Below are 12,400 nucleotides of genomic sequence, written 5' to 3' on the forward strand. Positions count from 1 at the left end.
CCGCCATGACGCTTATCAAAGAAATCGATTACGGCACGCCCGAATCGCCATCCGTAAAATCGGTCACGCTGACCATTGACGGTAAGAGCGTCACCGTGCCCGAGGGCACGTCGATCATGCGCGCGGCGATGGAGGTTGGCACCGAAATCCCGAAGCTCTGCGCCACCGACAGCATCAAGGCGTTCGGCTCCTGCCGGCTCTGCGTCATCGAGGTCGAGGGCCGCAACGGCACGCCGGCCTCCTGCACGACGCCGGTTGCGCCCGGCATCTCGGTCAAGACGCAAACCCCGCGGCTCGCCGCGATCCGCCGCGGCGTGATGGAGCTTTATATTTCCGACCATCCGCTCGATTGTCTGACCTGCGCGGCCAATGGCGATTGCGAGCTGCAGGACATGGCGGGCGCGGTGGGCCTGCGCGACGTCCGCTACGGTTATGACGGCGCCAATCACGTCTTTGCGCGCAATAGCGGCGAAGTGAATTTCGACTGGAAGCCGAAGGACGAGTCGAATCCCTATTTCAGCTATGATCCGTCCAAGTGCATCGTCTGTAACCGCTGCGTGCGCGCCTGCGAGGAAGTGCAAGGCACCTTTGCGCTGACGATATCGGGTCGCGGTTTCGAATCGCGCGTTTCGGCCGGCATGGACGAAGCCTTCATGGAATCGGAATGCGTGTCCTGCGGCGCTTGCGTTCAGGCCTGTCCGACCGCGACGCTGATCGAGAAATCGGTCGTGGCCGTCGGCCAGCCCGAGCATTCCGAGGTCACGACCTGCGCCTATTGCGGCGTCGGCTGCACCTTCAAGGCGGAGATGCGCGGCGAGGAAGTCGTCCGCATGGTTCCCTGGAAGGACGGCAAGGCCAACCATGGCCATAGCTGCGTCAAGGGCCGCTTCGCCTATGGCTACGCCCATCACGGCGACCGAATTCTTAATCCGATGATCCGCGAATCGATCGACCAGCCCTGGCGCGTCGTCTCGTGGGACGAAGCGGTCGGCTTCGCCGCCGACCGGCTGAAGGCGGCGCAGGAGAAATATGGCAAGAATTCCGTGGGCGTGATCACCTCGTCGCGCTGCACGAATGAGGAGAGCTACCTCGTTCAGAAGCTCGCGCGTCAAGGCTTCCGCAACAACAATACCGACACTTGCGCGCGCGTCTGCCATTCGCCGACGGGCTATGGCCTGGCGCAGGCCTTCGGCACCTCCGCCGGCACGCAGGATTTCGACTCGGTCGACGACGCCGATGTCATTCTCGTCATGGGCGCCAATCCGACCGACGCGCATCCGGTGTTCGGCTCGCGCATGAAGAAGCGCCTGCGCGAGGGCGCCAAGCTGATCGTCATCGATCCGCGCCGTATCGACCTCGTGAAGTCGCCCCACATCGAGGCGGATTACCATCTGCCGCTCAAGCCCGGCACCAATGTCGCGATGGTCACGGCGCTGGCGCATGTCATCGTGACAGAAAATCTCGCCAATCTGGATTTCGTGAAGGCGCGCTGCGACTGGGACGAATATCAGGACTGGGCCGCCTTCGTCGCCAACGACCGCTACAGCCCCGAGGCGCTTGAAAGCGTGCTGGGCGTGCCGGCCGCCGACATTCGCGGCGCCGCGCGTCTTTACGCCTCCGGCGGCAATGGGGCGATCTACTACGGCCTTGGCGTGACGGAGCATAGCCAAGGCTCCACCACCGTCATGGGCATCGCCAATCTCGCCATGGCGACCGGCAATCTCGGCCGCCGCGGCGTCGGCGTGAATCCGCTGCGCGGTCAGAACAATGTGCAGGGCTCCTGCGACATGGGCTCGTTCCCGCACGAGTTGCCGGGCTATCGCCACATCTCCAACGATGCGGCGCGCCAGGCGTTCGAGAAGGATTGGGGCGTCTCCCTCGATCCGGAGCCGGGCCTGCGCATTCCCAACATGTTCGACGCGGCGATCGAAGGCACGTTCAAGGGACTTTATGTCCAAGGCGAGGACATTCTGCAGTCCGACCCCGATACGCGCCATGTGTCGCGCGCGCTAGCGAATATGGACATCGTCATCGTGCAGGATCTCTTCCTGGTCGAGACCGCGAACTACGCGCATGTCTTCCTGCCGGGCGCGACCTTCCTCGAGAAGGACGGCACCTTCACCAACGCCGAGCGCCGCATTCAGCGCGTCGCCAAGGTGATGTCGCCGAAGAATGGCTACGCGGACTGGGAAGTCACCCAGCTGCTCGCCAACAAGCTGGGACTAAATTGGAACTACGCCAACGCCAGCGAGATTATGGACGAGATCGCGCGGCTGACGCCGTCCTTCGCGGGCGTTTCGTTCAAGCGTCTCGCCGAGGTCGGCTCCGTGCAGTGGCCGTGCAACGATCAGTCGCCGGAAGGCATGCCGATCATGCACACCGAAAGCTTCGCGCGCGGCAAGGGCAAATTCGTCATCACCGAATATGTTCCGACCGAGGAGAAGGTGGGGCCGCGGTTCCCGTTGCTGCTCACGACCGGCCGCATCCTGTCGCAATACAATGTCGGCGCGCAGACGCGACGCACCGAGAACAGCCAGTGGCATCCCGAGGACGTCCTCGAGATCCACCCGCATGACGCCGAGGATCGCGGCGTGCGCGACGGCGACTGGGTGAAGGTCGCGAGCCGCGCCGGCGAGACGACCTTGCGCGCCAAGATCACGGATCGTGTCGCGCCGGGCGTCGTCTATACGACGTTCCATCATCCGACCACGCAGGCCAATGTGGTCACGACCGACAATTCCGATTGGGCCACCAATTGTCCCGAGTACAAGGTCACGGCGGTTCAGGTCTCGACCACCAACGGACCGACCGACTGGCAGCATCAGTATCGCGAGCTGACGGAGCAGAGCCGTCGCATCGCGAGCACGATCGACGCGGCGGAATGACGGAGACGCCGTCGCCGACACTACGGGTGGAATGCCTGGCGCGCCGTCACGATGTGATGGCGCGTTCTTCTCGCGTGATCCCCGAAGAGACGCCGGTCGCCTTCACCTTTGGCGGCTCCACCCATGCGGTGATGATGGCGACGCCGGCGGATCTCGAGGATTTCGCGATCGGCTTCGCGCTGACGGAGGGGCTGATCGATTCTCCGGAGCAGGCGGGCGACGTCGAGATCGTCGTCTCCGACGCCGGCATTGAACTACGCGCCTGGCTCAAGGGCGGTCGGCAGGAAGCCTATGTCGAGCGGCGCCGTTCGATGGCGGGACCGACGGGCTGCGGTCTTTGCGGCATCGAGAGTCTGGAGGCGGCGACCCGCGTTCTACCGACGCTCGACAATGCTTTATCGGTGCGCGCCGACGCCTTGATCGAGGCGATGGGCCGTCTGCCCGCGGCTCAGAAATATAATCAGGAAACCCGCGCCATTCACGCCGCGGCCTTTTGGAATCCAGCTTCCGGCGCGCTGATCGCGCGCGAGGACGTCGGCCGCCACAACGCCCTCGACAAGCTCGCCGGCGCCTTGACGCGCCAAGCCATCGCCGCCAAGCAAGGCGTGGTGCTGATGACGAGCCGCGTATCGGTCGAACTTGTGCAAAAGGCTGCACGCATGGGCGCGCCGATCATCGCCGCCGTCTCGGCGCCGACCGCGCTCGCGGTGCGCAACGCGCAGCACTGCGGCATGACGCTCGTTGCGGTCATGCGCGGCCGCGACTTCGAAGTCTTCACCCATCCAGGACGCATCCTCGAACAGGTTTCCGCACATGTCGCATGATTCGGTCGATAAGCTCGTCAGAATGGCTAACCAGATCGGCACGTTCTTCATGGCTCAGAAGCATCCCGAAGGCGTCGCGAGCATGACGGATCACTTGAGGAGGTTCTGGGACCCGCGTATGCGGAACGCCATTCTCGCGCATGTCGATCACGGCGGCGCCGGGCTCGATCCGATCGCGATGGAGGCGGTGAAGCGCCTCAAACACGCGGCGGGCGCCGCTGCTTCCGAACTGCCTCCCGGCGAAGGCGGCGCCGACGGCTGACGAACGCTCGAGGGCGCAAGCCGCCGATTCGCAATACTATTGGACGTCGGCGCGTTCGTCGCCTAGGTCTGAGACCCAGGCGCAGCCGCGCGATCATTCATGCTACGACTGAGCGATGACCGACCAGACATGTCCCTGCCGCGCGATGGACGCGCAAAAGCATTCCTATTCGGCCTGCTGCGCTCGTTACATCGAAGAGAAACTGCCGGCGCCAAGCGCTGAAGCGCTCATGCGCTCACGTTACACCGCCTTCGCACTGGGCGACATCGACTACCTTGTCGACTCCTTGGCGCCGGAGTCGCGTTACGATTTCGATCGCAAGGCCATCACGCATTGGTCGCGCAGCTCGCAATGGCTTGGACTCGAGATCCTGTCGACGGAACAGGGGCAGCAGGGCGATGAAACCGGCTACGTCGAATTCGTCGCGCACTTCTCCAGCGAAGGCGAACGCTATGCGCATCGGGAGCGATCGCTGTTTCGACGTGACGCGCAGGATGGCCGCTGGTATTTCCTCGAAGAGGCCAATCGCAAGAGCGCGCCCGTCGTGAAGGGCAAGCAGGCGGGCCGTAACGATCCTTGTCCGTGCGGCTCCGGCAAGAAGTTCAAGAAGTGTTGCGGCGTCGCCGCGTAAACGGCGATGAGCGCTACGATTCGATTCACCTGCAGCCAGTATCCTGGAACAAAGCGGTTGCGCCCGCGTTCCGTCGGCGTGGAGCGCTCCTTAACCTTGGGAGAACGGCGATGGATTGGAATCGTGTCGAAGGCAACTGGAAACAGTTCAAGGGCAAGGTGAGAGAGAAGTGGGCGGAACTGACCGACGACGATCTCGCGCGCATGGACGGCAAGCGCGAGCAGTTTGAGGGCGTTCTCCAAGAACGCTACGGCGAAGGGCGGGACCGCATTCGCGAAGAGGTGGACACCTGGCTGAAGACTCTGAAGTCGTGAATCCTTAGCGCGCCGCAAGCTTGGCGCGACGCCGTCTCCTGGCGCTTAGGTTCGGGCTTTTTAAGCGGCGCGCGCCCGCCATTCCTTCGGCCAGGAGGGGAGCACCGAGCTTTGCCGGCATTTTGGAACATTCTTAAAAAGGGAGAGTTGTTTTCTTATCCTTCTCCGATGAAAGGAGAGCCGAAATGAGTTCGAAGCCGAAACTTGGATTAGACTGGCGGCGCATTGTGGAAGCGTTGGCCAAGACGCTGCTTTTGTCGCAAGTCGAAGCGCCGCGGGAGCGTCTCATTCATGTTCGCGAACCGCGACAAGCGGAGATCGAACATTGGCTGCGCAACCGAAAATGACTCCCTCGACGATTGATCCGCGATGATTGCCTGTTGAACGACAGGCAATCATTTTTTTTGTCCATTGTTTTTTAGTCGCTTCAGCGCGACTCAACTCAAGGCGCCGGTCGCGCGTTTTCAGGAGCGCGCCGGAGCAAGCTCCCCAATCTATTTGGCTGCCGACGTCGAAAGTCGTACGAGTAAGTCGACAAACTTATCCGGCATGGGTTCTAAGAGGCTTGTCGCGTACATGTCGCGCAGCCCGGAGGTCAATTCCCCATCGATCCCAAGGAAAGAGAGCTGGGGCGCGTCATATCGCTGCGCCCTGGGCGCGCCCCGGCGGCCATGCGTCGTTTGCCTTTCAGCCTTCTTTTCCATTTGAAGAGCCCTTGGGCGGCGTTCCCGATGTGGGAGCCGTCGACTCCAATGACAACGGGCAGATGATGAGTCATGCTTGAATTCAACAATATTCGAGGGCCAAATGTTCCCAAGGCGCGCGGCGAAGAGGGCGGAAGCGGAACGATGCGTTCGACGGAACGTTATGGGAGAGTTCCCTGCCCTCGGAGGGGTTTAGAATGGCGCCGCGGTCATTCTGGAAAGGCTATTTGAAGCTTTCGCTTGTGACCTGTCCGGTCGCGATGACGCCGGCCACGACTGAAGGCGAGAAAGTTCGCTTCCACATCCTTAATCGAAATACTGGCAACCGCGTCGTCAGCCAATATGTCGACGCGGTCTCCGGCGCGCCGATCGGCGAAGACGATGCGGCGAAGGGTTATCCGCGCGGCGAAGACGATTACGTGCTGCTTGAAGATGAGGAGCTTGACGCCCTAAGCCTCGAAAGCACGCGAACGATCGATATCGAGACCTTTGCGCCGGCCGCGAGCGTCGACTGGATTTGGTTCGATAAGCCCCACTATCTTGCGCCCGACGATCCGATCGGCGTTGAGGCCTTTTCCGTCATTCGCGACGCGATGAAGGCGACGGGCACAGTCGGCCTTTCGCGGCTCGTGATGTATCGACGCGAGCGCGCCGTGATGGTCGAGCCGCGCGACAAGGGGCTTGTGCTATGGACATTGCGCTTCGCCGACGAGGTGCGCGATCCGAAGGACTACCTCGACAAGATTGGCGCCGAGACGCCGAACGCGAAAGCTCTCAACCTGATTTCCAAATTGATCGAGGAGCGCAAGACTCACTGGGATCCGGCGATGACCCATGATCCCGTGCAAGCGCAGTTGCTGGATATTATTTCTGGAAAGAAGAAGGAGCACACACCCGCTCGCGGCAAAAAACAGGCGTCGGCGGCTCCGAGCAACGTCGTCAATATCATGGATGCGCTCCGCAAGAGCATCGATGCGGAAAAGCGCGGCGCCAAACGTCGCTAGGCTTTTCTCTTTCTCCGCGCGTTCGGCGTTTCGATCGGCGCCGCCGCTTGACGAAAGTCTCCCCAGGGATCGCTCTGCAGCGACTCGAGGCGCGCGAGGGTTTTCACGATCGTGAAATAGTCAGGTCCGATCGCCGGACTCAGTTCGTCCCAGGCGAGCGGCATCGACACGGCGGCGCCGGGACGGGCGCGCGTGGAGTAGGGCGCGACGGCCGTTGCGCCGCGCTGATTGCGCAGATAGTCGACGAGTATCTTGCCGCGGCGCTTCGATTTCGTGATCGTTGCAACATATTTGCTCGGGCTGTCATGTGTCATCGCATCGGCGATGCTTTTGGTGAAAGCCTTCACCTCTGGCCATTCCGCTTTAGGCGTCACGGGCGCCACCACATGAAGCCCCTTTCCGCCGGATGTTTTCACGAAGGCGGCGAGCCCAAGGGCTTGGAGACGGTCCCGCGTTTCTTCCGCGGCCGCAATGACCGACTCCCACGCGACCTGTTCGCCGGGATCGAGATCCATGATGATGACGTCAGGACGCTCCCAATCAGACGCCGTCGAGCCCCAGGGATGAATTTCCAAGGCGCCGGATTGAACGAGCGCGATCAGGCCGTTGAGGTCCTTGATGCTGAGCAGGGGCTCCTCTTCGCCTTTCGGATCGTCGATGAGCACGATGTTCGGATCGATGCCCTTCCAAGCGTGTTTCTGGAAGAACTTCTCTCCCTCGACGCCGTTGGGGCAGCGCAGCAGCGCCAGCGGGCGATTGACGATGAAGGGCGCGATATAGCGCCAGATGTCGGCGTAGTAATCCGCCAGCCCCTGTTTGGTGACGCCTTGGTCCGGCCAATAGAGCCGATCGGGATGGGTGAGCCTCACGACGCTCTGCTCCGCTCTCGCCGCTGTCGCCCGCTCAACGGGCGGCGCCTTTTCGCGGACGACGTCGCGCGCGTCCTTATCTTCGCGCAGACCGCGAAAGGAGGCGTGCCGAAGATTTTGATCGCCCGTCCAGCCGCGAAATTCGACTTCGGCCACCAGCTCGGGCCGCACGTAGCGCACATGGCGCGCCGCGTCCGCGCTGAGCCGCGCGCCAAAGGGATTCGAGGAGACGCGCATGGGATCGAGCTTCGTGAAAAGCTCATGCGCCATATCCGCCGTAAATCCCGTCCCAACGCGGCCAACGTGGCAAAGGACGCCATTCTGGTAGACGCCAAGCACGAGGGCGCCGATCGCCCGGCGCGACACCGTCGATGGCGTATAGCCGGCGACGACGAATTCCTGCCTCGCGAAGCATTTGGCCTTTATCCAGCTCTTCACGCGGCCGGAGCGATAGGGCGAATCCCGCAGTTTCGACACCACGCCTTCGAGGCCGAGCCGACACGCGTGCGCCAGCACGACCGCGCCGCTGTCCTCAAAGTGAAGACTCAGACGAACCTTGTCGTTGGCCTCGGCGCCCAAGAGTCTTTCCAGCAACCGTTTGCGTTCCAGCAAGGTTGCGCTGCGCAGATCGTAGCCGTCGAGGTAAAGAAGATCGAAGACCCAATAGACGAAGCGATCGGTGCGCCCTGCGCTCAGATCGGCCTGCAGCGCGGAGAAATCCGACGCGCCCGAATTCGTTTCGACGACGATCTCGCCGTCGATGAGCCCGGCGCCGAGAGGCAGGGCGCGCAGCGCCGACGCTATCTCATCGCCAAATTTCTTCGTCCAGTCGAGACCGCTGCGCGAGAGCAGCCTTACGCGTCCCGCCTCGATGCGCGCCTGCACGCGATAGCCGTCGAATTTGATTTCGTGAATCCATTCCTTGCGCGATGGCGCGGCGCCGGAACTGGCCTGCATCGGCGCAACGAAACTCGGCAGCGGCGCCTTCTTTGCGCCCTTGAGACGTGACGGGTAGATGTCGGCCGCAGCCGCTTGCGGCGTCGCAAGGGAACTCGCTTTATCCAAGCGCGACGCGGCGCTCTGCTTCGGCATGGCGCTTTTCTTGGAGCGCCGCGCCGGCTTGCCTTCTGCGACATCGCCGATCGTGCGCCCGGTGTCGACCGAGCGCGGCATTTCGTCGAGTATGTCTTCATCCTTAGGCGTTCGCGCAAATTCGTCTTCGCTTTTGATGAGAAGCCAGTTGTCATGCTTCTCGCGCGGCTTTCGCGCCATGCGTACGAGATGCCATCGGCCGCCGAGCTTTTCGCCGCGCAGCTCGAAATCGAGATGGCCCTTGGCATAGCCCTTATGCGGGTCGCCTTCGGGAATCCACACGCCCTTGTCCCACACGATCACTTCGCCGGCGCCATATTGGCCTTCTGGAATGACGCCTTCGAAATTGCGATAGTCGAGAGGATGGTCCTCGACGTGAACGGCAAGGCGCTTCTCGCCGGGCACGAGACTTGGGCCTCTGGTCACAGCCCAGCTTTTCAAAACGCCGTCCATCTCCAGGCGAAGATCGTAGTGCAGCCGCCTTGCGGCATGTTTCTGGACGACGAAGCTGCTGCCGGTCTTTCGGGCGCCTCGCCCCTTCGGCTCGCGCGTCGCCCCAAAGTCGCGCTTCTTACGGTAATCGGCAAGCGACATGCGAGGTCAGCTCGCTTTCCGCCGTGTCGCGGCCGTCCTGGTCTTGCGAGGCTGCGCCGCTCGCTTCTTGGCTGCAGCTTTGTCGCTCTGCTCGGAAAGCGCCGCGCTCTCGCGCAGCGCCTCGAGCAGATTGACGACCTTGGCTTCCCGAGCCTTACGCGGCGGCGCGATCGGCTTGCCTTCCAGCTTCGCTTTTACGAACTCGGCGAGGGCGGCCTCATAGCGGTCTTCGAACGTAGATGGGTCGAACGCGCCCCGCTTGGTGTCGATAATGTGCTTGGCGAGCTGAAGCATTTCGCCCTGAACTTTAACCTCGGGCACGTCGTCGAACGCCTGCTGCGCCGAGCGCACCTCATAATCGAAGTTCAGCGTGGTCGCGAGAAGCCCGTCGCCATAAGCGCTGATCAGAACGGTGCGCGCGCGCCTGAAGAGCACGGTCTTCGCCAGGGCCGCGACTTTGTTCCTGCGCATGCCCTCGCGGATCAGAACGAAAAGTTCGTTCGCGTCGCTTTGCGAGGGGGACAGATAGTAGGGCTTGTCGAAATAGACGGCGTCGATTTCGCCGCAATCCACGAATGTGTCTATGGCGAGAGTCTTAACGCTTTTTGGCGTCGCCTGAGCGATTTCCTCCGGTTCGAGAACGACATATTCGTTCTTGCCGACCTCATAGCCTTTGACTTGATCGCCGGACTCGACAGGTTCGCCCGTGTCGCTGTCGACAAAGGTCCGCCGCACGCGGTGACCGGTCGATCGGTTGATCGTGTGGAACGCGATCCTGTCAGACGTCGACGTCGCGGAGTAGAGCGCCACCGGACAGGTGAGCTCCGCAATCTTCAGAGAGCCCTTCCAGTTCGCTCTCGGCGACAACGCAAACCTCGTACGCTCGCGGGCGGCTGAACGCTCGCCCGCTGATTACGCTTCCGGAGACTTCGTACTGTCAAGCTTTTCTGAGATTTTCGACGCAAGCATCAGTCCGATGGCGGCGCCGATGATCAGATGGAGGTTGGGCGCCACGCGTTCGGCCACTGCTTTCGCCGCGACAGGCGCCATCGAGCCGATCGAGCGCATCAGGTTTCCGTCCGGCTTGAACAGCTGATCAACGAAGGGGAGCTGCGAAAAGCTGCTCTGTTCGAGTTCAGCCGCTCGAGCTTGAGTTTCCGGCGGGACGGAGTCCTTTGTCGCGAGATAAACGATGAGAGCCACGAAGAGAAAAGCTCCGGCGAGGACGAGGTTGCCGGCGATCTCTCCCCACGTCCTCATGGCGTAGGCGTGAGCGGCGGCGGTTGCGAAGCCGAGTGCGAGCAGCGCGAGGGTCGCGACGATGGCGAGACGCGACGCGCTACGCGTCGCGTTCGCGATACTCTCGTCGACCCGGTGGAATAGCGGATCCAACATCATGATCTTGCCCGCCCGAGATTAGCCACGGCCCTTCCACATGGCCCCGACGAGAAATCCACCAGCGACAGCAAGCAACAGCGCCGTCACCGGCTGTTCGCGCACCACGCCCTCGACCGTTGTCTTCAGCCCTTCGCCCGCCGACCTGGCCTTCTCCGCGACTTGCCGAGATTGCTCGCTCACTGTCGTTAACGCGGCGTCAGCCCTCTCCATGGTTTCATCGACCTTTGCGCTGACGTCGTCGGCGATGGAGGCGGCCTTCGCGGCGGCGTTCGCCGACGCCTTGGTTACGGCGTCTTGCGCCTCCTGGACCTTGTTCGTGACTTGAGATGTTATGCTCATGCCCTCTTCTCCGCTGTTACTGCCCCGCTGGGCGAATACTGAACTTCCAGATCGGTTGATTGTTCCTCGCCGCGTCCCAAGTGGCGCGCGCTACTCTGGAAGATGGATCTCGTGCTGAGGGAACACGTGGCCGAAGGTCACTGTTCCGGCGATGAGCAGAGGCGTCGCGAAGGCGGTCACCCAAAGTCCGAGCATGAAAGCCAGCTCGCTTGCCGAAACGAGCGGCGCTAACAGCGGGCCAGGCTCTCATCGCGACGACGAGCGTCAGCAAGAATATGCCAATGAGCGCCCACGAAGAAATTCTCTGGAGATCGAGCGAGGGTTCGCGCCGATCCCGCCTGTTGGCGGGAGCAACGTCGTCACAGTTCCGGAAAGATGTCCTTCCCGTCCTCAGCAAGTTTCGCTTCGCCGATCGTTTTTTGAAATTCACCAACGACGATCTGCGCGAGACCAGTGAGCGTGAGATGGGTTGACTGCGTGGCGAGCCCGAGGGTCAACTTGGTCTTGCCCATGGCTTCGTTGGCATAGCCGCGCATTTGATCGGTCGTCCCCGACTGTACGATGCTATCGATCGCCTCCCTCATCGAATCCTTCACTTGGGCGACCGTGGAGCGAGCCCGTGTTGGCGGCTCTAAATCGACGGAATTATCCGGCCGCGCCGGTGGATTCGATGCATCGCCGAAACTGCATTCGTCGTCGGCGCAGATAATGGGGTCCTTGCCATTTTCAGCTAATGCATCCATTGATTCCATGCTCCTAAATCTCAATTCCTGGGTTCGGCCAAGGCCGCCCGTCAGGATGAAAACTGATTTGAAGGGTTCTATGTTCCGAAAGATCCGCGCAGTCGCGTATCGTGCAGCTCGAGGCTCGGTGCGGCTGCTAAACACCGCGCGTAACGAAACGGGCGATGCGCAATTTACTTGAACGGCTTCTCGACGCCTGGCGGCAATGCGACGTGGAAACCCTGGTTGATCGCCGAAAACATCTGATAAAAACCGGACAGGACGACGAGTTCGATAAACCCTTCGACGCCGAACGCCTTGATGGCTTCGTCCTGAACGTTCTGCGGAATATTTCGCCAGGACAATGTCGACGCCAGCACCTCGGCGACAAGATCATAGGGCGACGACGCGACGGCGCCTAAGTCGTCGCCTTTTTCCAGAGCGCTGATCAACGAGGATGGAACGCCCGCCGCTTCGGCATGCTGAACATGATCAACCCATTCGAAGGCGGCGCCGGTCCGACGCGCGACGAACAGCACGATAAACTGATACACCTCGCGGGGCAGATGGCCCTGGAACTTCAAATAATAGCCGAGGTCCTCGATCTTTTCGCAAAGCTGCGGATGGTTCATCAGGGCGGCGTAAGGACCGCCGAAGCCCGCGCCTTGCGCCTTCCGCCGTTCGACCATGCGGTCGTAGCGCGCGCGATCGGCTGGCGACATCGTCGAAGGATCAAAAGGCAATTGAGCCATCGGCCGTCCC

The 12,400-nt window shown here is 61.9% G+C and carries 14 protein-coding genes; 7 read left to right on the forward strand and 7 right to left on the reverse strand.

Annotated features, from left to right (window positions below; genetic code table 11):
* Positions 1-5 precede the first annotated feature (5 nt).
* The 6 genes from fdhF to ACR65W_RS05410 all read left to right on the forward strand — a co-directional run bounded on the left by fdhF (position 6) and on the right by ACR65W_RS05410 (position 5,263).
* On the forward strand, positions 6-2,885 hold the full coding sequence (gene fdhF / locus ACR65W_RS05385; protein ID WP_434498180.1) for a formate dehydrogenase subunit alpha: 2,880 nt from the start codon (positions 6-8) through the stop codon (positions 2,883-2,885).
* Positions 2,882-3,709 carry a formate dehydrogenase accessory sulfurtransferase FdhD gene (gene fdhD, locus ACR65W_RS05390; protein ID WP_434498181.1) on the forward strand — a complete coding sequence of 276 codons (828 nt, stop codon included), beginning with the start codon at positions 2,882-2,884 and terminating at the stop codon, positions 3,707-3,709. The genes fdhF and fdhD overlap by 4 nt, the downstream gene beginning before the upstream one ends.
* Complete coding sequence (locus ACR65W_RS05395; RefSeq protein ID WP_434498182.1) at positions 3,699-3,971, forward strand: formate dehydrogenase subunit delta; 273 nt, start codon at positions 3,699-3,701, stop codon at positions 3,969-3,971. The genes fdhD and ACR65W_RS05395 overlap by 11 nt, the downstream gene beginning before the upstream one ends.
* Before the next feature lie 115 nt (positions 3,972-4,086).
* Positions 4,087-4,602: a YchJ family protein gene (locus tag ACR65W_RS05400; protein ID WP_434498183.1), complete on the forward strand. Its 516-nt coding sequence runs from the start codon at positions 4,087-4,089 to the stop codon at positions 4,600-4,602.
* 110 nt (positions 4,603-4,712) lie between these two features.
* The gene (locus ACR65W_RS05405; protein WP_175093419.1) at positions 4,713-4,916 is read left to right on the forward strand and encodes a CsbD family protein; all 204 of its coding nucleotides are present in this window, start codon (positions 4,713-4,715) and stop codon (positions 4,914-4,916) included.
* A gap of 185 nt (positions 4,917-5,101) precedes the next feature.
* A complete protein-coding gene (locus tag ACR65W_RS05410; RefSeq protein ID WP_434498184.1) occupies positions 5,102-5,263 on the forward strand; it encodes a hypothetical protein in 162 nt (53 codons plus the stop codon).
* A gap of 147 nt (positions 5,264-5,410) precedes the next feature.
* Here the strand turns inward: ACR65W_RS05410 and ACR65W_RS05415 are convergent, their stop codons facing one another.
* Positions 5,411-5,620, reverse strand: coding sequence for a NepR family anti-sigma factor (locus ACR65W_RS05415; RefSeq protein ID WP_434498185.1), 210 nt, complete (start codon positions 5,618-5,620; stop codon positions 5,411-5,413).
* A gap of 197 nt (positions 5,621-5,817) precedes the next feature.
* Here ACR65W_RS05415 and ACR65W_RS05420 point away from each other — a divergent pair, with 197 nt between their 5' ends.
* Positions 5,818-6,624 carry a Ku protein gene (locus tag ACR65W_RS05420; protein ID WP_434498186.1) on the forward strand — a complete coding sequence of 269 codons (807 nt, stop codon included), beginning with the start codon at positions 5,818-5,820 and terminating at the stop codon, positions 6,622-6,624.
* Here the strand turns inward: ACR65W_RS05420 and ligD are convergent.
* From ligD to ACR65W_RS05450, 6 genes are all read right to left on the reverse strand, one after another.
* Entirely contained in the window at positions 6,621-9,179 is a 2,559-nt protein-coding gene (gene ligD, locus ACR65W_RS05425) for a DNA ligase D (RefSeq protein ID WP_434498187.1), read from the reverse strand. The two genes, ACR65W_RS05420 and ligD, sit on opposite strands and share 4 nt — an antisense overlap.
* Before the next feature lie 6 nt (positions 9,180-9,185).
* Complete coding sequence (locus ACR65W_RS05430) at positions 9,186-10,046, reverse strand: Ku protein (protein WP_434498188.1); 861 nt, start codon at positions 10,044-10,046, stop codon at positions 9,186-9,188.
* A 45-nt stretch (positions 10,047-10,091) separates the two neighbouring features.
* Positions 10,092-10,577 carry a hypothetical protein gene (locus ACR65W_RS05435; protein WP_434498189.1) on the reverse strand — a complete coding sequence of 162 codons (486 nt, stop codon included), beginning with the start codon at positions 10,575-10,577 and terminating at the stop codon, positions 10,092-10,094.
* An 18-nt stretch (positions 10,578-10,595) separates the two neighbouring features.
* Positions 10,596-10,916: a hypothetical protein gene (locus ACR65W_RS05440; protein ID WP_434498190.1), complete on the reverse strand. Its 321-nt coding sequence runs from the start codon at positions 10,914-10,916 to the stop codon at positions 10,596-10,598.
* A 359-nt stretch (positions 10,917-11,275) separates the two neighbouring features.
* Positions 11,276-11,659: a hypothetical protein gene (locus ACR65W_RS05445; RefSeq protein ID WP_434498191.1), complete on the reverse strand. Its 384-nt coding sequence runs from the start codon at positions 11,657-11,659 to the stop codon at positions 11,276-11,278.
* Positions 11,660-11,832: 173 nt separating this feature from the next.
* Complete coding sequence (locus tag ACR65W_RS05450) at positions 11,833-12,390, reverse strand: carboxymuconolactone decarboxylase (protein WP_434498192.1); 558 nt, start codon at positions 12,388-12,390, stop codon at positions 11,833-11,835.
* Positions 12,391-12,400 lie beyond the last annotated feature (10 nt).

This window comes from Methylocystis sp. (genome assembly GCF_051062815.1).
Lineage (GTDB): Bacteria > Pseudomonadota > Alphaproteobacteria > Rhizobiales > Beijerinckiaceae > Methylocystis.

Bases quoted from the DNA above. Each gene is read 5' to 3' on its own strand.
- ACR65W_RS05435 (WP_434498189.1), bottom strand. From the start codon at position 10,577: ATGATGTTGGATCCGCTATTCCACCGGGTCGACGAGAGTATCGCGAAC.
- ACR65W_RS05410 (WP_434498184.1), top strand. From the start codon at position 5,102: ATGAGTTCGAAGCCGAAACTTGGATTAGACTGGCGGCGCATTGTGGAA.
- ACR65W_RS05445 (WP_434498191.1), bottom strand. From the start codon at position 11,659: ATGGATGCATTAGCTGAAAATGGCAAGGACCCCATTATCTGCGCCGAC.
- ACR65W_RS05405 (WP_175093419.1), top strand. From the start codon at position 4,713: ATGGATTGGAATCGTGTCGAAGGCAACTGGAAACAGTTCAAGGGCAAG.
- ACR65W_RS05440 (WP_434498190.1), bottom strand. From the start codon at position 10,916: ATGAGCATAACATCTCAAGTCACGAACAAGGTCCAGGAGGCGCAAGAC.
- fdhF (WP_434498180.1), top strand. From the start codon at position 6: ATGACGCTTATCAAAGAAATCGATTACGGCACGCCCGAATCGCCATCC.
- ACR65W_RS05415 (WP_434498185.1), bottom strand. From the start codon at position 5,620: ATGGAAAAGAAGGCTGAAAGGCAAACGACGCATGGCCGCCGGGGCGCG.
- ACR65W_RS05450 (WP_434498192.1), bottom strand. From the start codon at position 12,390: ATGGCTCAATTGCCTTTTGATCCTTCGACGATGTCGCCAGCCGATCGC.
- fdhD (WP_434498181.1), top strand. From the start codon at position 2,882: ATGACGGAGACGCCGTCGCCGACACTACGGGTGGAATGCCTGGCGCGC.
- ACR65W_RS05395 (WP_434498182.1), top strand. From the start codon at position 3,699: ATGTCGCATGATTCGGTCGATAAGCTCGTCAGAATGGCTAACCAGATC.
- ACR65W_RS05420 (WP_434498186.1), top strand. From the start codon at position 5,818: ATGGCGCCGCGGTCATTCTGGAAAGGCTATTTGAAGCTTTCGCTTGTG.
- ligD (WP_434498187.1), bottom strand. From the start codon at position 9,179: ATGTCGCTTGCCGATTACCGTAAGAAGCGCGACTTTGGGGCGACGCGC.
- ACR65W_RS05400 (WP_434498183.1), top strand. From the start codon at position 4,087: ATGACCGACCAGACATGTCCCTGCCGCGCGATGGACGCGCAAAAGCAT.